The organism is Sulfurimonas sp. C5, assembly GCF_029872055.1.
Taxonomy (GTDB): domain Bacteria; phylum Campylobacterota; class Campylobacteria; order Campylobacterales; family Sulfurimonadaceae; genus Sulfurimonas.
This window is the reverse complement of record NZ_JARXNQ010000003.1, coordinates 226,470-244,971: the sequence shown is the minus strand read 5'-3', so window position 1 is coordinate 244,971 and position 18,502 is coordinate 226,470. Positions and strand designations below refer to the sequence as shown.

The 18,502-nt window shown below is 35.6% G+C and carries 20 protein-coding genes; 17 read left to right on the top strand and 3 right to left on the bottom strand.

What is annotated here, in order from left to right:
• The first annotated feature begins 81 nt into the window (after positions 1–81).
• The 4 genes from gyrB to P6N22_RS07345 are packed head-to-tail and all read left to right on the top strand — an operon-like array spanning position 82 to position 4,659.
• Positions 82–2,400 carry a DNA topoisomerase (ATP-hydrolyzing) subunit B gene (gene gyrB / locus P6N22_RS07360; protein WP_280331636.1) on the top strand — a complete coding sequence of 773 codons (2,319 nt, stop codon included), beginning with the start codon at positions 82–84 and terminating at the stop codon, positions 2,398–2,400.
• Positions 2,400–3,791 carry an EAL domain-containing protein gene (locus tag P6N22_RS07355; protein ID WP_280331634.1) on the top strand — a complete coding sequence of 464 codons (1,392 nt, stop codon included), beginning with the start codon at positions 2,400–2,402 and terminating at the stop codon, positions 3,789–3,791. Before gyrB ends, P6N22_RS07355 begins: the two co-directional genes overlap by 1 nt.
• A gap of 9 nt (positions 3,792–3,800) precedes the next feature.
• Complete coding sequence (gene queF, locus P6N22_RS07350) at positions 3,801–4,187, top strand: preQ(1) synthase (protein WP_280331632.1); 387 nt, start codon at positions 3,801–3,803, stop codon at positions 4,185–4,187.
• Positions 4,188–4,191: 4 nt separating this feature from the next.
• Positions 4,192–4,659, top strand: coding sequence for a hypothetical protein (locus P6N22_RS07345; RefSeq protein WP_280331630.1), 468 nt, complete (start codon positions 4,192–4,194; stop codon positions 4,657–4,659).
• On the opposite strand, the gene P6N22_RS07340 is transcribed toward P6N22_RS07345, so the two are convergent.
• The gene (locus P6N22_RS07340) at positions 4,651–5,793 is read right to left on the bottom strand and encodes a CCA tRNA nucleotidyltransferase (protein ID WP_280331629.1); all 1,143 of its coding nucleotides are present in this window, start codon (positions 5,791–5,793) and stop codon (positions 4,651–4,653) included. The two genes, P6N22_RS07345 and P6N22_RS07340, sit on opposite strands and share 9 nt — an antisense overlap.
• A gap of 183 nt (positions 5,794–5,976) precedes the next feature.
• On the opposite strand from P6N22_RS07340, the gene typA reads away from it, so the two are divergent.
• From typA to P6N22_RS07290, 10 genes are all read left to right on the top strand, one after another.
• Positions 5,977–7,785: a translational GTPase TypA gene (typA, locus tag P6N22_RS07335; RefSeq protein ID WP_280331627.1), complete on the top strand. Its 1,809-nt coding sequence runs from the start codon at positions 5,977–5,979 to the stop codon at positions 7,783–7,785.
• An 88-nt stretch (positions 7,786–7,873) separates the two neighbouring features.
• Positions 7,874–8,125, top strand: a complete 252-nt coding sequence (locus P6N22_RS07330) for a hypothetical protein (RefSeq protein WP_280331625.1) — start codon at positions 7,874–7,876, stop codon at positions 8,123–8,125.
• Between the two features lie 161 nt (positions 8,126–8,286).
• Entirely contained in the window at positions 8,287–9,309 is a 1,023-nt protein-coding gene (locus P6N22_RS07325) for a ribonucleotide-diphosphate reductase subunit beta (RefSeq protein WP_280331623.1), read from the top strand.
• 3 nt (positions 9,310–9,312) lie between these two features.
• A complete protein-coding gene (locus P6N22_RS07320; RefSeq protein ID WP_280331622.1) occupies positions 9,313–10,038 on the top strand; it encodes a carbon-nitrogen hydrolase family protein in 726 nt (241 codons plus the stop codon).
• Positions 10,039–10,683 carry a protein-L-isoaspartate(D-aspartate) O-methyltransferase gene (locus P6N22_RS07315; RefSeq protein ID WP_280331620.1) on the top strand — a complete coding sequence of 215 codons (645 nt, stop codon included), beginning with the start codon at positions 10,039–10,041 and terminating at the stop codon, positions 10,681–10,683.
• A gap of 52 nt (positions 10,684–10,735) precedes the next feature.
• On the top strand, positions 10,736–11,569 hold the full coding sequence (locus P6N22_RS07310) for an FAD-dependent thymidylate synthase (protein ID WP_280331618.1): 834 nt from the start codon (positions 10,736–10,738) through the stop codon (positions 11,567–11,569).
• Between the two features lie 8 nt (positions 11,570–11,577).
• Positions 11,578–11,796: a hypothetical protein gene (locus P6N22_RS07305; protein WP_280331616.1), complete on the top strand. Its 219-nt coding sequence runs from the start codon at positions 11,578–11,580 to the stop codon at positions 11,794–11,796.
• A gap of 5 nt (positions 11,797–11,801) precedes the next feature.
• On the top strand, positions 11,802–12,332 hold the full coding sequence (locus P6N22_RS07300; RefSeq protein WP_280331614.1) for an alkylphosphonate utilization protein: 531 nt from the start codon (positions 11,802–11,804) through the stop codon (positions 12,330–12,332).
• Complete coding sequence (dgt, locus tag P6N22_RS07295; RefSeq protein WP_280331612.1) at positions 12,332–13,399, top strand: dGTP triphosphohydrolase; 1,068 nt, start codon at positions 12,332–12,334, stop codon at positions 13,397–13,399. Before P6N22_RS07300 ends, dgt begins: the two co-directional genes overlap by 1 nt.
• A 15-nt stretch (positions 13,400–13,414) precedes the next feature.
• Positions 13,415–13,783 (top strand): hypothetical protein, encoded by a 369-nt coding sequence (locus tag P6N22_RS07290; protein WP_280331610.1) that lies wholly within the window; start codon positions 13,415–13,417, stop codon positions 13,781–13,783.
• A gap of 96 nt (positions 13,784–13,879) precedes the next feature.
• Here P6N22_RS07290 and rpsU read toward each other — a convergent pair whose 3' ends face one another.
• Both rpsU and P6N22_RS07280 read right to left on the bottom strand, forming a co-directional pair.
• Positions 13,880–14,092 carry a 30S ribosomal protein S21 gene (gene rpsU, locus P6N22_RS07285; RefSeq protein WP_280331608.1) on the bottom strand — a complete coding sequence of 71 codons (213 nt, stop codon included), beginning with the start codon at positions 14,090–14,092 and terminating at the stop codon, positions 13,880–13,882.
• A 68-nt stretch (positions 14,093–14,160) separates the two neighbouring features.
• Complete coding sequence (locus tag P6N22_RS07280) at positions 14,161–14,556, bottom strand: cyclic nucleotide-binding domain-containing protein (RefSeq protein WP_280331606.1); 396 nt, start codon at positions 14,554–14,556, stop codon at positions 14,161–14,163.
• A 73-nt stretch (positions 14,557–14,629) separates the two neighbouring features.
• Here P6N22_RS07280 and P6N22_RS07275 point away from each other — a divergent pair, with 73 nt between their 5' ends.
• From P6N22_RS07275 to P6N22_RS07265, 3 genes are all read left to right on the top strand, one after another.
• On the top strand, positions 14,630–15,718 hold the full coding sequence (locus tag P6N22_RS07275) for an SO_0444 family Cu/Zn efflux transporter (RefSeq protein ID WP_280331604.1): 1,089 nt from the start codon (positions 14,630–14,632) through the stop codon (positions 15,716–15,718).
• Between the two features lie 24 nt (positions 15,719–15,742).
• Complete coding sequence (gene dnaG / locus P6N22_RS07270) at positions 15,743–17,407, top strand: DNA primase (protein ID WP_280331602.1); 1,665 nt, start codon at positions 15,743–15,745, stop codon at positions 17,405–17,407.
• Positions 17,408–17,516: 109 nt separating this feature from the next.
• On the top strand, positions 17,517–18,494 hold the full coding sequence (locus tag P6N22_RS07265; protein ID WP_280331600.1) for an argininosuccinate synthase domain-containing protein: 978 nt from the start codon (positions 17,517–17,519) through the stop codon (positions 18,492–18,494).
• The last annotated feature ends 8 nt before the right edge of the window (positions 18,495–18,502 follow it).

Here is an 18,502-nt window from a genome sequence, read left to right as displayed (position 1 = left end):
AACCCTATAAATCTAACTTTTATATTTTTTTCGATAGAATATCTATAATTATGCTAAATTAGTAGTATTTGGAGTAAATAAATGGAACAAAATTACGGTGCTAGTAACATTAAGGTTCTAAAAGGTTTAGAAGCTGTTCGTAAACGTCCTGGTATGTATATTGGAGATACAGGTCACAGAGGTCTTCATCACTTAGTATATGAAGTTATTGATAACTCTATCGATGAGGCAATGGCAGGACATTGTGATACTATTGAAGTAACACTTACAAAAGATGGGAAATGTCGTGTACAAGATAATGGTCGTGGTATTCCGACAGATATGCACCCGACAGAAGGTATGAGTGCGGCTACTGTTGTTTTAACAGTTCTTCATGCCGGTGGTAAGTTCGATAAAGATACTTATAAAGTTTCTGGTGGTCTTCACGGGGTTGGTGTATCTGTTGTAAATGCACTTTCATCTGATCTTCATATGACTATTCACAGAAACGGTCAGATCCATGAGCAAGACTTTAAAAAAGGTATCCCACAACAAGCTTTAGAAGTTACAGGAACAACAAGAAAATCTGGTACTACAATTGAATTTAGTGCCGATCCTTCGATCTTTACAGAAACTGTAACTTTTGAATATGAATATTTAGCAAAAAGATTTAAAGAACTAGCATACTTAAATCCATTTATCACTATCAAATTTAACGACGAAAGAAGCGGACAAAAAGAGGTGTATCACTTTGAAGGTGGTATCTCTCAATATGTTGAAGATATGAATAAAAAGCAAACAGTTGCACCTGTTTTCTTCTATACAGGAAAAGCTGAAGATATCGAATACGATGTTGCTTTCATGTACAACGATGCTTATGATGAAAAATTTGCTTCATTTGTAAATAATATCCGTACTCCAAACGGTGGTACTCACGAAGCTGGTTTTAGAGCTGGTTTAACGCGTGTTATCTCAACATATAATGCAAATAACGGTGCTGCGAAAGAGAAAGATGTAAAGATCTCTGGTGATGATGTTAAAGAGGGTCTTATTGCAATCGTTTCAGTTCGTGTACCTGAACCTCAATTTGAAGGTCAAACAAAAGGAAAACTAGGAAATACTTATGTACGTCCACTAGTTCAAAAAGCCACAGGTGAAGCGTTAAGCAAGTATTTTGAAGAAAATCCGATTGAAGCAAAAGCGATCGTTGCTAAAGCACTGATGGCTGCTCGCGGTCGTGAAGCTGCAAAAAAAGCAAGAGAGCTAACACGTCGTAAAGATGTTATGAGTGTTGGAACACTTCCTGGTAAACTGGCTGATTGTCAAAGTAAAGATGCTTCTATCTGTGAACTTTACCTGGTGGAAGGGGATTCTGCGGGCGGTTCGGCTAAAATGGGACGTGATCGTGTTTTCCAAGCAATTTTACCGCTTAAAGGTAAGATCTTAAATGTTGAAAAAGCGCGTTTAGACAAGATCTTAAAGTCTGATGAGATTACTAACATGATCACTGCTATGGGTTGTGGTATCGGCGAAGAGTATAATGAAGAAAAACTGCGTTATCACAAAATCATTATCATGACCGATGCCGATGTTGATGGTAGTCACATCCAGACATTGTTACTTACATTCTTCTTCCGTTATTTTAGAAATATTGTAGAAAACGGTTATTTATATCTTGCACAGCCACCTCTTTATCGTTACAAAAAAGGTAAAAAAGAGATCTATTTCAAAGATGATCGTATCATGAATGATTATTTAATCGACAACGGTGTTGAGTCTTTAGAGATCGAGGGTGTAGGACATAACGATCTTGTAGCATTTTTCAAAATGGTTGATCATTATGCAGGATCATTAGAAGCACTAGAACGTCGTTATGCATTAGTTAAACTGATCCGTCATTTTATTGAAAATCCGGATATCATTGCTAAGCCGGCAAAAGATATGTTTGAAGATATTAAAACTTTCTTGGATTCAATCAATAATAATATTCTTACACATACACTTAATGAAGAAACAAACGAGATTCATCTGTTTGTTCAAACTGAAGGTGGGATGGAAGAGTTATTAGTAAATGATGAACTTTTCGCTGCACCACACTTTAGTGAAGCTGATTATGTTTACAGAAAGATCAACGACTGGGATATCTCTTTTGACAAAGATGTTTTAGAAGTACTAGAAGATATTAAAGATTATGCGAAAAAAGGTGCATATATTCAACGTTACAAAGGTCTTGGTGAGATGAATCCTGATCAATTATGGGAAACAACTATGACTCCTGAGAATCGTGTACTTCTTCAAGTAACTATAGATGATGCAGAGGCTGCTTCAGATGCATTTACACTGTTTATGGGTGATGAAGTTGAACCTCGTAGAAACTATATTGAAACTCATGCAAAAGATGTAAAACATCTAGACGTATAATGCTTTTACCACAAACAAAAGAGAGGGAATACCGTTTTAAGTTAGCGCTTAGAATGGGACTTCCTATCTTTGCACTTATTGTCGCTTTTATTTCCCACACTCTTATAACAAACTATACTACGTTAGAACCTTCATTTTATATTGAAGCAATTTTCCTTTTAGTTTTTACAGTCTATTTTATTTTTTATCTCATATATAATGGTTTTAACGTAAAAATTACGGATGACGTTACAAAAACATTTGCACGTGAATATCTATTTAAGTATTTAAAATCGGAAATAAAAAAGAAAAAACATTACACTCTGATTTTAATCAGTATAGATAATTTAGGTGATATCAATAATCTATATGGAATAAAAAACGGGGATAAAGTTTTAAAAAAAGTTGCTAGATGGATTGCTGATTATCTTAAAAACGAGGGAATCGAAGGATTTCCTATAGGTCATTTTAGAGGCGGAGATTTTTTAGTAGGTTTGGATGGAAATAAAGAGGACTATAAAACAGTTTTAGACCTTATGTGCCTTAAAAGTGTAGAGTTCAAAGTAGGTGATATAGAGGTAAAGATATCAGGCGGTATCACAGATATAAACTACTCTAAAAATTTAGACTATCTTCTTGAAAACCTTCTTGAGATTCAAGAAGGAAATAGATTATCAAAAGAGAATACTAAAGAAGATAATATTGATCCTAATGAGTTAGAATCTATGGTTATCGGTGCAATCAAGAATAGTAAACTATTAATCAGCTCGCAAGATGTTATAGGAAAAAATGAACGTTTTAAAGAGTGTTTTGTTAAATTAAAAGCTAATAACGGAAAATATATTTTTCCAAAAACATTTATAAAAATAATTAACAAATTTGGACTCGGTGTCGAATATGATTTAATGGTTTTTGAACATATAGTCTCTTTATGCGGCAATGAAGGAAAAGTTGCTATAAATATTTTTCCTACAACTTTGAGAAATGAAAAGTTCTTGTCTAAAGTAAAAGAGCTTATGAAAGATAAGAAAAATTTGGGAATCATTTTTGTGTTATATGAGATGGAATATTTTTCACATACTAACAGATATAACACTATTATTCACTCTTTAAAAGAATACAATATATCTGTAGGAATAGATAGAATAGGTTCGATTCATACAAGTTTTTTATATCTCAGAGAACTAGATATAGACTTCATCCGTTTTGATACTTATTATTCCCGTTATGAGAAGATGGAAAAAAGTAAAAATATACTTGACGGTTTTAATAAGATGGCACATGATAAAAATATAAAAACTTGGATAAAAAATATTGAAGAGAAAGATGGATATAATTTGGTTAATGAATTAGGTATAGATTTTATCCAAGGCAGATATATATCTGAAATTGATAAGTTTTACGAAAAATAGGGGTTTAATATGAAATATGGAGAAAAAGAGATACGTGAGTTTGACGTTGAAAAAGATCTTGAGATCTGGCCTAACGAAAATAAAAAAGAGTATCTTATAAAAGTAACTTTACCGGAATTTATGGCACTTTGTCCAAGAAGCGGATATCCGGATTTTGCTACAATTTATTTGGAATACACGCCGGATGAATATGTTGTAGAACTTAAAGCATTGAAGCTTTATATCAACTCATTTATGGGACGTTATATCTCTCATGAAAATTCAGCAAATGAAATTTACGATGTAATATATAATAAGATCAAGCCTAAATATATGAAATTAACAGCTGATTTCAAACCAAGAGGAAACGTACATACTGTTATAGAGATTGATAGTTCTAAAATTATTCAAAGTTAGTAAGATGATGAAAAATATTTTTGGATCGATAAAAAATGTTTTCCATAAAAAGGGAAGTATTGATCCAAAAATGATTGATAAAATTTCCAAAATGAATTTGAGTGATATGAGGCTTTATGTCAAAAACGGCATGAAAGACTTTGAACTCTCTGCAATCGGCTTGAACGAAGTATTAAAAAAGCTTGTTACTCCTCTCAATGAGAAAGGGGAACTTTACCTCAAAGCCGACGATACGGATTCTAAAAAGAAAAAAGCTTTCGAGTTAGTTTTGTTAGCTGCAGGTTCAATAAAAATTTCTGTCACAGCAATAGAGTTGATGCAGCAGTTTGTAGAAACTTATAGAGATATCATAAACGATTATGATGATGAGCAAAAAGATATCTATCACTCACGTTTAATAAAAGCGATAGAAACAGCGATAGAAAACGTTTATAAAATCAATAGCATAGAAAAAACGTTAGACTTACGATAAATAGCCTTTTATCTGTTTTTGGTATTTTTCCTCCAAAATTTCTGAAAATTCTACAGAGGGTTTAATTCCCTGAGCTATAAGATCTTTCCCTTTTATTTTTGGTTCTACCATATCCATAAATGCTTTATAGTTTTTCATTTGAATTGATTGAAGATAGCTTTCTAATACTTTTTTATCAATCCTCATTGACAGAGTATAACTCGGAGTCCTTATAAAATTATGGATATTGAGTACTTTATGAATAATCTCTTTATCGTCTGTCAGACGGTGTAAAAAAATCTCTATATCCCTTATTTGAAACTTTGAGGTGAGAATGACAAACATGGTTATGAGTGAGAGTTTGTTAGTAAATTCAGAAGATCTTTTATAGTTGTCCAGTAATGTAATAACTTCAATAAACTCTTCATGACTGAGAGTATTAAACTCCACGAACATTTTAAAGAGACCAATATTTTTTAGAAAAATAAAACCACTTGAAGGATTTTTAGATTTTAAAAGAAGTTTTTCAATTTCTGCAAAGATTCTCTCTTTAGATAAAAAGTTTAGTTGATTGTTATCTACCATTATTTTACATAGATGTAAAAGCTTTTCATCAATCTCCAGTTCAAACCTTGAGGCAAACTGTATTGCCCGAAATACACGTAGCGGATCTTCGGCAAATTTATTGAGATCTACCGCTTTTAGTTGTTTGTTAGTCAGATCCTCAATACCGCCGAATGGGTCAAGCAGTTTGTGCTCAATAACATCATATCCTACAGCATTGATCGTAAAGTCTCGTCTGCTAGTAGCAGTTTTGAAATCAAGATGCGAATCGGTTGTTATTTTAAAGCCGCGATGCCCGGATCCTATTTTACTATCGATCCTTGGAAGTGAAAAATCGAGATCAAGATCTTCAATATTGAGTTTAATAACACAAAATGCCTTACCTACTTCGTTTACACTACCGAATTCTTTGAGAATATCTTCTACTTGATCGATGTTTTCAACGTTATAAAGTTCAATATCTATGTCTTTTGAATCGTTTTGAAGTAAATGATCACGTATATAACCACCAATAATCACAGGTTTTATACCGAACAGATTTAACTTTTCAAAGATAATGTTTAAAATAATGGGATATTGAATTTTTTGCATCACTGACTTTCTAATTATTTTTAAGTTTGATTTATAAAAGAATAGGTCAAAAAATATATGTTTTTGGGGTTTTTAAAAGAAAAAAATAAACTACTTATTGAATGAGTATAACATATTTTTACAAGTTTCTAACCTAAATTAGGGTATAATTGCGAAAATATTTAGCCTTAAAAAGGAACACACTTGCAAAAGATTAGAAACATTGCAGTTATTGCACACGTTGACCACGGTAAAACAACTTTGGTTGATGGGCTTTTAGAGCAATCTGGTACATTTGGTTCTCACGAACATCATGATGAAAGAGCGATGGATAGCAACGCTCTAGAAAAAGAGCGTGGTATCACGATTCTTTCTAAAAACACGGCAATCAGATATAAAGATCATAAAATTAACATTATCGATACTCCGGGTCACGCCGACTTTGGTGGAGAAGTTGAACGTGTTCTTAAAATGGTTGACGGTGTTTTAGTACTTGTTGACGCGTATGAAGGTGTTATGCCTCAAACAAAATTTGTTGTTAAAAAGATGCTAGCACTTGGTAAAAAACCTATCGTTGTTATTAATAAAATTGACAAACCTTCAGCTGAACCAGAGCGTGTTGTAGATGAGATGTTTGACCTTTTTTCTGATATGGATGCAACTGATGATCAACTTGATTTCCCTATCATTTATGCTGCTGCTCGTAACGGAATCGCAAAATTAGACATGGAAGAGCCAGATGGTGACTTCGAATGTATTTTTGAGACTATTCTCAATGAGATTCCTGAGCCGGAAGGAAGTGCAGATAACGATTTCCAAGCGCAAGTATTTACACTTGACTATGATAACTATGTAGGTAAAATCGGTATCAGCCGTATCTTCAACGGTACAGTTAACAAAGGTGATCAAGTAGCTCTTGCAAAAGCTGACGGCGAGATCGTAAAAGGACGTATTACAAAACTGATCGGTTTCCACGGTCTTAACCGTATGGAGATTGACCAAGCTGAAGCTGGCGACATTGTTGCTTTCGCTGGTATGGAAACTGTTGATGTTGGTGATACTGTTTGTGATCCTGTTAATCCGGTAGCACTTGATCCAATGCACATTGAAGAGCCAACACTTACTGTTGTTTATGCAGTAAACGATTCTCCACTTGCAGGTCAAGAGGGTAAACACGTTACTTCAAATAAACTAAAAGACAGACTTGAAGCTGAAATGCGTACGAACGTTGCGATGAAGTTAGAAGTTATCGGTGAGGGTAAATTTAAAGTAAGTGGACGTGGTGAACTTCAAATCACTGTTCTTGCTGAAAACATGAGACGTGAAGGGTATGAATTCAGTATCTCTCGTCCGGAAGTTATTGTTAAAGAGATCGAAGGCGTTAAATGTGAGCCTTTCGAGCACCTTGTAATTGACGTTCCTGAAGAATTAGGCGGTACTGTAATTGAGAGACTTGGTAAACGTAAAGCTGAAATGAAATCAATGGTTCCAATGGGTTCAGGTTTCCAACGTATCGAGTTTGAAATCCCTGCACGTGCACTTATCGGTTTCCGTGGACAATTCCTAACAGATACAAAAGGTGAGGGTGTAATGAACCACTCTTTCTTAGAGTTCCGTCCATATTCTGGAAGCGTTGAATCACGTTCATACGGTGCACTTATCTCTATGGAAAATGGTGAAGCGTTAGCATATTCATTATTTAACCTTCAAGATCGTGGTGTATTATTTATTACTCCGCAAACAAAAGTATACGAAGGTATGATTGTTGGTGAGCACTCAAGAAATAATGACTTAGTTGTAAATGCAATTAAAGGTAAAGCGCAATCAAATGTACGTTCATCAGGTGCTGATGAAGCTATTAAACTTGTTCCACCACGTGATATGTCTCTAGAGCGTGCACTAGAGTGGATCGAAGATGATGAACTTCTTGAAGTTACTCCTGAAAACATCCGTATCCGTAAAAGATACTTAACTGAAGCGGAACGCCGTAGAGAGTCTAGAAAAACTAAATAACTCTCTTGATGTATCTCCTCTAAATTATTAGGAGGAGATACCGATCTATGATATACTTTATCCCATAAAATGTTTAAAGGGGGATTGTATGGATACTTTACTTTATTTAGGTCCGCTTGTATTATTGGCACTTCTTGCATTTAATTTTTATCAAAATAATCATCCAAAATTAGCACTTTTAGTTATTTTAATAGGTATTTATATTGTATATTCTCACGAAACTGGTCATACTGCAGGTGAGTTTAGCGATGAACTTATGAAGTCTGCTGAAAAAGAAGCTGATGATATTGCTAAAAACTATAGATATGATGAGGAAAAAATAAATAAAGTAGAGAAATAAACTTTATCTAAATATAATTCCTCTTTTATCTCGAAATATTGCTTTTGATATTTCGAGATAATCTCCTCTTATAAATCTACAAAATTTTTTCTTTTTTTAAAAGCTTCATTTTAAACTTACAAAGCTATAATTTTATACATTAAAAGTTGGAGTGCATAATTATGGATAGAAAAAAAATATATAATCCAGATACAAAAGAAAATGTTAACGATAGAAGAATATTTGGTGGAAATCCGACAGGGATTTTTGAATTAAACAACATCAAATATCAATGGGCATATAACCTTTGGGAGGTTATGTTAAATAACACATGGTTTCCAAAAGAAGTTGATATGACTAAAGATGTAAATGATTATAAAAATCTAACAACAGCTGAAAAAACAGCGTACGATAAAGCACTTTCACAACTTATTTTTATGGATTCTCTGCAAACAAACAATCTTATCGATAATATCAATCCATATGTAACATCTCCGGAGATCAACCTTATTTTAGTGCGTCAATCTTTTGAAGAAGCTCTTCATTCTCAAAGTTATGCAGTTATGGTTGACTCGATTTCAACAAATTCGGCGGAGATCTATGAACTATGGCGCCGTGATATGATGCTAAAACACAAAAATGATGCAATTGCAGCAGTGTATCTAGAACTTGCAAAAAATCCAACAGAATCAAACTTTGTAAAAGCGTGTTTTGCTAACCAAATCTTAGAAGGTATTTATTTCTATAGTGGTTTTACATATATCTATACACTTGCACGTTCAGGAAAAATGTTAGGTTCAGCGCAAATGATCCGTTTTATTCAACGTGATGAAGTAACTCACTTGGCTTTATTTAAAAACCTTATCAATACACTTAGAAAAGAACGTCCTGATCTTTTTACAGAAACACTAAAAGCGGAAGTGATTGAGATGTTTAAACAAGCGGTAGAGCTTGAAGTCGAATGGGGTAAATACATAACTCAGGGACAGATTCTAGGTTTAACTGACGCTATTGTTGAGCAGTATATTAAGTTCTTAGCAGATGACAGACTTGTGTCTGTTGGATTTGAAAAACTTTACAATGTAGAAAATCCAATCAAATGGGTAGATGATTTCTCAAGATTTAATGATCAAAAAACAAACTTCTTTGAAGGAAATGTTACAAACTATTCAAAAGGTAGTTTGACATTTGATGACGATTTCTAAAACTTGCAAGTAAAAAATCTCGTAACTCTCTCATTAAAAACCTCTTCAGATTATGAAAAAAATCTTGAAGAGTTTTTACAGCAGCTCAAAAATATAGAAGAAAACTCTTTAGTGACAGCACCGGAAGTGTGTCTTACAGGATTTGATTATGATAATTTAGATCATGCTGTTGCAAGCGCTTCATATTTTACATCTCAAATTCAAAAACACTCACAAAACAAGATTGTTATCCTTACTATGTTAGAACTCATTGAAGGTCAAGTATTTAATATGGCAAAGGTATTTGCTAACGGTGAGTTAGTATACCAAAGGGCAAAAGCAAGACTTTTTAAGTTAGGTGATGAGCATAAGTATATGCAAGAGGGAAGCGATGATGATTTTGAGATTATCGAAATTGCAGGGGTAAAACTTGCATTGCTCATTTGTTTTGAGCTTCGCTTTAAAGAATTATGGCAAAAATGTGAGGGTGCAGATGTTATTGCAATCCCAGCTTGGTGGGGTAAATCCAGAAGTGAACACTTTAGAGCTCTTACGCAAACATTAGCAATTATCAATCAGTGTTATGTTTGTGCAAGTGATTCCGCAGAATATGCCTGCAGTGCATTAAGCGGGATAATTACGCCACAGGGAATAGAGAGTAGAAACGGGAATACGCCTTGCTTAGAGCAAGAGTATAAGAAAAAAGAGATCTCAATAATGAGACGATATTTGGATGTAGGAATAAAATAGGTGTTAGACAGGATAAAGGCAACAAAAACGGCAAAGTTGGCTGAGGATTGCGATGCAAAAATCGGCGGTTTAGATGAGGATGTGAAAAAAGCAATAGCTTTAACAGATAGGGAAGCATTTGTTCCAATGGGATTCCGTCATAATGCATATAAATTAGATGCGTTACCGATAGGTTCTAATCAATACATAAGTTCTCCATTGACAGTTGCAAAAATGACGGAATATCTTATTCCTAGAGGTGCTGACAGAGTTTTAGAAGTGGGTTGCGGAAGCGGATATCAAGCAGCTGTTCTCTCACATCTTTTTCGCGGTGTTTTTACGATCGAGAGAATTGAGAGTTTGATCCTCGAAGCTAAAAAGCGTTTTCGTGATCTGGGACTTAATAATATTCATGCACGCACGGATGACGGGCAAAATGGCTGGATTCAGTATGCACCTTATGACCGTATTTTATTTTCGGCGACGGCTAAAGAGATCCCTGCAAAACTTTTTGATCAACTTGCAGATGACGGGATTTTGGTCGCTCCGATGCAAAAAGGAAACAAGCAAGTAATTACCCGTTTTATGAAAAGGGGTGAGCGGATTATCGAAGAGGAATTGGAGGATTGTGATTTTGTTCCGATTCTCAACGGTGTCGTTAAATAATTTAATATTTATTATAGTAGAATACACCATCGCATGTTTGAGGATATGAAGAATGGAAGAGATTTACGGGATCAAATATACAAAACCTGAGGTAGTGCTTCTACAGGATACCGGTATAGGAGTAGCTGAAGCGGCAGCGAGGACATGTTACGATAGCTTTGAAAACAGTGAAAACGAGGTTATTAAATCTATACGCAACATCTTACCGGATGAGAGCATGAAAGATGAGCTCAACACTATTGAAGATTCTGCTTTACTTGATGATCTGGCGTGGACCTATTTCCACCATTCTATTTTAGAACATGCTAATCTCTCTTACTTAGTTAGGGGAACAAGCCGAGGTGTTTTACAAGAACATGCGAGACACAGACTTCAAGCAATTAGTGTAAGAAGTACTCGTTACACGATGAGCAGCATTATTAATGCATTTGTAGCTTCACTTTACGGTGGGGACAAAGAATTTTTTATCCAAAAAGTACTTTCTTATGATATGTTTGTAACAGCTGATGAAGACTACAATCGTTTAGAGATCGGTGCTATGTATGACAAATTATTGTTTCAATCAAAAAAAGTGGAAGATTTTCTTTCTATTGCTGTTGCAAAGAGCTCTTTAGGTTTTATTGAAGAGTTTAGCAGTGATGCACAGAAGCTTTACGAAGCATTAGAAGCAGGAAAGAAAAAGCGCAATGTAGGGGATGCCTTTAAACATATCATCTCTGACAACGTGAAAGTTGATATGGTTGTAACATTTAACTTAAGAAGTTTGAAAAACTATTTTACTTTAAGAGACAGTGGTGCGGCATACTTTCAAATCAGATGGTTAGCTGAGGCAATGAAAGCTGCTACTCCGAAAAAATATATTGATCTCATTGTAAAAAATAAATAGGAAAAATTATGGTTAAATTACTTCTTTTAGGATTACTTTTTTTTAGTGGCTGTTCGTACTTTACAGTGACAGGTACTATGTGTGATAAGGTAAATACAGAAAGCGGCGAGATCCCTCAAGAGTGTAGAGCATATAACGAAGAAGAGGCCGACAAGGCATTTCATAAAGTTAGTGAAGATAAAAAAGTATCGAATAAAGATATAGAATTTGATAAGACGGGAGAATAAAAAATATGGCAAGAAGCGAAGTATGTGAATTATGTGGAAGTAATGAAGACGTAACGTTAATGGAACTACCTGTTAGTGACGGTAGTGAAGAACAAAGCGTATACGTGTGTGCTACTTGTAAAGGACAGATTGAGAGTGGTGATCTAGATGATAACCACTTTAACTGCCTAAATGACTCTATGTGGAGCGAAACATCGGCAGTGAAAGTTCTTAGCTACATTTTACTAAACAAACTTGGACGTCAAGATATGGTTGATATGATGTATCTAGAAGAGGAAGAGCAAAAACTGGCTGATCAAGCGATCAATGCAGAAGCTAACAAGTTAGTTTATAAAGACTGTAACGGTGTTGAACTGCATGCCGGTGACAGTATTGTAATTATGAAAGACTTAGAGGTTAAAGGTGCCGGATTTACTGCAAAACGCGGTACAACAGTTACTAGAATTGCACTTGCTCCTAATGATCCTACACACATCGAAGGACGTGTAAACGGAACAAAAATATTCTTAAAAACAGAGTTTATTAAAAAAGCGTAATGGAACTCACAGACAGATTTTATAAGATCGACAAAGATTTTAGAAATCCCTTTGCCAGAGACAGGGATAGAATTATCCACTCTGGCAGCTTTAGAAAACTAGAATACAAAACGCAGGTATTTTTAAATCACGAAGGTGATTTTTTCCGTACTCGCCTCACTCATTCGATCGAGGTCTCTCAAATTGCCCGATCAATCACCTCAGAACTTGGACTCAATGAATCTTTAGCAGAAGCTATAGCTCTTTCACACGATCTCGGTCATACTCCTTTTGGACATGTCGGCGGTGATACTTTAGATGAGTGTTTAAAAGCTGACGGTTTTAATAACGGTTTTGAACACAACTTTCAAAGTTTTCGAGTTGTTACCAAGTTAGAAAAACGTTATAAAAATTTTGACGGGCTTAACTTGACATTTGCAACTCTAGAAGGAATATTGAAACATTCCTATCCTTATAGAAAATCTTTTATCCCGGATGTGGTAGATAAATACTTTGATCTTGAAAAACATCCTACATATGAAGCTATGATTGTTGACCGTGCGGACGAGATTGCGTATATCAGTCATGATATTGACGACGGAGTTCATTCAGGACTTATCTCTTTTGATGATTTAAAAGAGAGTGAACTGGTATGTGAAATACTTGAAAAAGTTGCACAAGAAGGGGTTGGTAGTGAAAATGACGAAATGTTTCGTTATAGATTCAGCTCACACATGATCAATCACCTTGTGTATTCACTTCTTGAATATTCACAGCAAAGAGTAGAAGATAAGGAAGAGTTTCCTATAGGGTATGAAAAAGAGCTTGAAACAAAGATCAAAAAACTAAAAAAACTGCTTCATGTAAAGATGTATGAGCATAAAGACATCGTCCGTAAGATGTATGCGGGTTCACAGGCAATTAAAGGCTTGTACAAAGGGCTTATGGAAGAGCCGAAAATGTTGCCTAAGTTTTATTACGAGCAATTACAAGAGAGAAAAAAACATCGTGTTGTAGCTGATTATATAGCGGGACTGAGCGACCGTTATGCACTTGATATGTATAACGAAATTACGGGAAGATTTTAACAATAAAGTGATCCAATGGAAGAATTGTCATTAAAAACTAAAAGACAGATCGTACTATCTAGAATCATATATGATTATATCATCAATGGTTTGGCAAGTGCTCTTGAAAATTTATCAGAGCAAGAGATACAGCTTTTAGTGATGAGACTTAATATACAGGCAATTACTCATGCTATTGAGATTGCTAATCAAGAAGAGATCACAGACTTTGACTACTGTTTTGATCAGTTGGGGATAACATTTGAGACCCTTGTACCGCTGTCTCAAGTTGAATTTACACCGACATTTATTGATGCTCACATAAATGATATACGCTGCGAACTAGGTGATGAGTTTGAAGATATGGTGATATATCTAAAGAAGATGGAAACTACAGTTATATAAAAAGTACAATCTTTAAAAGTTGAAGTTTGAATGTTGATTATAATGTTAGGGGAAAATTAAAAGGTTTTTAGAGGTATATAAGCCCGAAGGCTTATATTACAGGCGTGATTCGTAACGTCTCATCATATAAAGACGTTTAAGCATTTTCTTGCGAGATGCAATTTTGAATTTTTTACGCTTTTCAGTTTCAGTTTCGTGGAAACGACGAGCACGAGCTTCAGTAACGATAAGGTTACGGTCAGTCTGCTTTTTGAAACGTCTATAAGCTGCATCAAAATTATCATCTGTGCGTAGCATAATACCTGGCATATCACATCACCCACTTTCTGTAAAAATTTTGAACTGGAATTATAACGAAAAAACTAAAAAATGACAAATTAGCATTCTACCTTGTAAAGTGAAAACACATAACCTTGATACACTTCACTCATTCTCATTAGATCTTTTAAAGAGTACATATCGATGATATAACCCTCAATCGGTGTTGTTGTCGTAGCACTTGCTAGAGCCGGAGTTTGCGAAAGAGTTGAAGCAATATTTACGATGCATTGTTCTCCTGCTTTAAGAGTATACAGTTGCTTTGTTTCATTTTCGTCTATATGCTTTACAAGTTCTATTTCTCCCGAAGTTAAAAATAAGATACTGTCACAGATATCATCTTGAAAAAAAAGAGTTGTATTCTCAGGTACCTCTATGGGATGGAGTCTCATCTTGAGGTACTCTTTTGTCTTTGGTTCTAGTTTGCTAAAAAAATCAAATACCTCTAAATTCATAAGGAAGCCTTTACTGTTTTTAAAATATGATGTTGTAATTTTGAATTTTAACATAAATTTTTAAAGGAAATTGATGGAGTTTTTGACACTTTTTTTTACTACTTTATTTGAACTGAGCAATGAGATGGCTCCGTATATTTTATTTGGGCTTATCTTTGCCGGTTTTTTACATGAAGTAGTTCCTGAAACAATTGTAAAAAATCATTTAGGCAAAAACTCTATAGGTTCCGTTATAAAAGCGGCAGTTTTTGGAATTCCTCTGCCTGTATGTTCCTGCGGTGTCATCCCTCTTGCCGCAAGTCTTAAAAAAAGCGGAGCTAGTAACGGCTCGGTACTCTCGTTTTTGATCTCGACACCGATTACGGGAGTAGATTCGATCTTGGCCACTTACGGGATGTTTGGATGGGCTTTTACGATTTATCGTGTTATCACTTCGGTAATTATTTCGATCATTGCCGGAATCATTGCAAATTTCTATACCAAAAAAGAGCTTTTTACAACACAAGCAGAGGCGAAGACGGCAAGTTTCTCTCTTAATCCGCAGACAATACAAAAGACTGCAGAAGTTCAAAGCTGTTGCAGTAGCGGGAGTTGTTGTTCATCCTCTTCTAATACTCAAAAAACAAAGTTTTCGATAAAAGGGATGTTCAGGTATGCATTTGTTACCTTGCTTGGTGATATTGCCCCGTCATTATTGGTAGGACTTTTGGTAGGGGCTCTAATTACGGTAGCTATTCCCCAAAATTTAAGTGAAATACTCCTTGAATATACTTGGTTGTCTTATATTATAGTGATTATTATTGCCGTGCCTATGTATGTTTGTGCGACAGCTTCATTGCCTATCGCTGCAGGACTTATGCTCGCAGGTGTTTCACCCGGAGCGGCTTTTGTATTTTTAAGTGCAGGACCGGCGACCAATACTGTCACTATCGGTGTTGTCAAAGAGATGCTTGGAAAAACTTCATTAGCCGTTTATCTCTCAACGATAGTAGTCGGTTCTGTACTTTTTGGATTAGGTTTGGATATCGTTTTAAAAGATATCTCCGTTCAGGAGATGATCCATCTGCATGAAGAAGCAGGCTTGCTTGCTATAAGTTCAAGTGTAATTTTATGGGGATTTGTTTTATATTTTAGTTTTAAGTCGGTGATAAAAAGATTTTAATCGACATATGAGTATAATCCTTCTATGATTTCCCAAGATTCCATAGAAGCCTTAAAGGCACGACTTGATGTTATTGATGTTGTCGGAAGCTATGTAGAGCTGAAAAAGGCAGGTGCAAATTTTAAAGCACCTTGTCCGTTTCATGATGAAAAAACAGCTTCTTTCGTAGTAAGCCCGTCAAAACAGATTTATCACTGTTTTGGATGTGGTGCCGGCGGTGACAGCATTAAGTTTGTTATGGAGTATGAAAAGCTCACATACCCTGAAGCGATCGAAAAACTAGCTTCATCGTACAACTTTACACTGACATATACCGATAACAAAAATAACAAACCACGCTCACAGCTTATGGAAAAGCTCAACGAGTGGTATCAAAACCTCCTGTCACACAATCAGATCGCAATGAAATATCTTCACGAGCGTGGCATCTATGAGAGCAGCATTGAAAAGTTTGGTCTGGGATATGCACCTAAGTCACACGAGAGCATTAACTATCTTCAATCAGAGCAGTTTACGTTAAATGAAGCTGTAGAATACGGTGTGGTTGGATATGACCCTGAGCGAAGACAGAGTTTTGCACGTTTTATCGAGCGTATCACTTTTCCGATCTACTCGGCTAACGGTTCTATTGTAGGTTTTGGCGGACGTACGATTACGGGACACAGTGCAAAGTATGTGAATTCACCAGAGACAAAGTTTTTTAACAAGTCACGTCTTTTATATGCCTATAACATTGCAAAACAGGCGATCTACAAAAAAGCAGAGATTATAATCACTGAAGGCTATTTAGATGTAATTATGTTGCATCAGGCAGGCTTTGACAATGCGGTTGCAACGCTTGGAACTGCTCTTACAAACGAACACTTACCGCTTCTTAGAAAAGGTTCTCCTCGTGTTATTATGGCGTATGACGGGGATAAAGCGGGACGCGCAGCAGCACTTAAGGCAAGTAAACTACTGAGTGCTGCAGGTTTTAACGGCGGGGTTGTTGTTTTCGAGGGTGGTCTGGATCCTGCGGATATGGTTAAAGAGGGACGTGTCAATGAACTTTCAGATATTTTTCACACCCCTAAGCCGTTTATCGAATTTGTATTAGACGAGTTATTATCGCTTTACAATCTCAAAGATCCAAAAGAAAAAGAGCGTTGTATGGCGGAGGGTGTGGCATACTTAAAAACACTCAGCCCTATTTTACAAGAGGAGTATAAAACATATCTCGCTTCCCGTTTAGGAGGACTGGGAGTTTCCCCTTCACTCGTAAAAATAACAAATCAAACAAACTCACAACCAAAAGAGTTAGTACAAAAAAATACCCATAAAGATATGTGGGAACTCTCTTTAATTAAAACTATACTGGAAAAACCTCAGTTTTTAGATACGGTTTTGGATGTGCTGGAGCCTTCGATGCTGCAGTTTCATGCGCGTGAATTTGCAATGGCTTTAGAGGGGAAAACAGATGCTCCTGAACTTATGGCTATTTTAGTTGATGATATGGTTAAAGTGCTTAAAAGTGGCGATGATTTAACTGCTGAACTTATTATCTTTTTGACAAGATATTATGATCGAGAACTTAAGAAGATCAATATAGCGTCTAACATCTCTTTTGAACAAAAAGCATTTTATATCCGAAAGTACCGCGGAAAAATAGCGCAACTGAAGCGCGGTCAACTTGTAAGCTTTGAAGCTTAATTAGTTTTTTTTATAATAGTGTAACTTTCTTGTGATAAAATTTCGAAAATTTTTTAGGTAAACAGTATCTTATATAAAAGATACCCATGTGCCTTCACAAGGAAAGAAAATGAAAGCAATAGCCCTATTTAGCGGTGGACTGGACTCTACTTTAGCGATGAAACTGATCATCGATCAAGGTATAGATGTGTTGGCGATCAATATCGCAACTGGTTTTGGAAGTACAAAGGACAGACGTGCCCATATGGAAAACATGTGTGCTCAAGTTGGTGCAGAATTTAAAATTGTAGATATTCAAGACGAGTATCTCCAAGATGTACTTTTTGATCCTAAATACGGCTATGGGAAACATTTCAATCCTTGTATTGACTGTCATGCAAAAATGTTTGAAGTGGCAAAAAGAATTATGAAAGATGAAGGTGCTTCATTTTTGATCAGTGGTGAGGTTTTAGGACAACGCCCGATGTCACAAAATAAAGATGCCCTGCAAACTGTTCTTAACGAATCTAACTGTGAGGGACTTCTGCTTCGTCCTATGTCTGCGAAACGTTTAGCACCTACGATCCCTGAGATCGAAGGCTGGGTTGATCGTGAAAAACTTGAAGATATTATGGGAAGAAGTCGTGATCGCCAAATGGAATTAGCTAAAGAGATAGGTCTGACTGATTTTGAATCTCCGGGTGGCGGTTGTCTTTTAACTGATGAAAATTTTGGTAAAAAGATGTGGGACTTCATCAAGCACGATACATTTGAAAAACAAGATATCCCTGTAATGAAGCACGGTCGTCATTTTAGACTTGAAAACGGTGCAAAACTTGTCATCGGTCGTGATAAAGATGAGAATGCTTTTTTACAAGAGATAGAAAACGACAAGTTTTATCACATTAGAACTGTAGGTCTGCCGGGACCGCATGCACTGCTTAGCAAAAATGCATCTCAAGAAGATAAAGAGTTCGCAATGCGTGGTATTTTAACTTACTGTAAAACTAAAGCAGATGAAGAGTATACACTTGCTTTTGGAGAAGAAGAAGTACAGGTAAAACCGTTAGAATCTCGTGAGGTAATGAAACCGTTTTCTATAATGTAATATTTGTG

Bases quoted from the DNA above. Each gene is read 5' to 3' on its own strand.
- P6N22_RS07330 (WP_280331625.1), top strand. From the start codon at position 7,874: ATGGATACTTTACTTTATTTAGGTCCGCTTGTATTATTGGCACTTCTT.
- P6N22_RS07265 (WP_280331600.1), top strand. From the start codon at position 17,517: ATGAAAGCAATAGCCCTATTTAGCGGTGGACTGGACTCTACTTTAGCG.
- P6N22_RS07300 (WP_280331614.1), top strand. From the start codon at position 11,802: ATGGCAAGAAGCGAAGTATGTGAATTATGTGGAAGTAATGAAGACGTA.
- queF (WP_280331632.1), top strand. From the start codon at position 3,801: ATGAAATATGGAGAAAAAGAGATACGTGAGTTTGACGTTGAAAAAGAT.
- P6N22_RS07290 (WP_280331610.1), top strand. From the start codon at position 13,415: ATGGAAGAATTGTCATTAAAAACTAAAAGACAGATCGTACTATCTAGA.
- P6N22_RS07275 (WP_280331604.1), top strand. From the start codon at position 14,630: ATGGAGTTTTTGACACTTTTTTTTACTACTTTATTTGAACTGAGCAAT.
- dgt (WP_280331612.1), top strand. From the start codon at position 12,332: ATGGAACTCACAGACAGATTTTATAAGATCGACAAAGATTTTAGAAAT.
- P6N22_RS07305 (WP_280331616.1), top strand. From the start codon at position 11,578: ATGGTTAAATTACTTCTTTTAGGATTACTTTTTTTTAGTGGCTGTTCG.
- P6N22_RS07280 (WP_280331606.1), bottom strand. From the start codon at position 14,556: ATGAATTTAGAGGTATTTGATTTTTTTAGCAAACTAGAACCAAAGACA.
- rpsU (WP_280331608.1), bottom strand. From the start codon at position 14,092: ATGCCAGGTATTATGCTACGCACAGATGATAATTTTGATGCAGCTTAT.
- P6N22_RS07340 (WP_280331629.1), bottom strand. From the start codon at position 5,793: ATGCAAAAAATTCAATATCCCATTATTTTAAACATTATCTTTGAAAAG.
- P6N22_RS07310 (WP_280331618.1), top strand. From the start codon at position 10,736: ATGGAAGAGATTTACGGGATCAAATATACAAAACCTGAGGTAGTGCTT.
- P6N22_RS07325 (WP_280331623.1), top strand. From the start codon at position 8,287: ATGGATAGAAAAAAAATATATAATCCAGATACAAAAGAAAATGTTAAC.
- P6N22_RS07345 (WP_280331630.1), top strand. From the start codon at position 4,192: ATGATGAAAAATATTTTTGGATCGATAAAAAATGTTTTCCATAAAAAG.
- P6N22_RS07355 (WP_280331634.1), top strand. From the start codon at position 2,400: ATGCTTTTACCACAAACAAAAGAGAGGGAATACCGTTTTAAGTTAGCG.
- gyrB (WP_280331636.1), top strand. From the start codon at position 82: ATGGAACAAAATTACGGTGCTAGTAACATTAAGGTTCTAAAAGGTTTA.
- dnaG (WP_280331602.1), top strand. From the start codon at position 15,743: ATGATTTCCCAAGATTCCATAGAAGCCTTAAAGGCACGACTTGATGTT.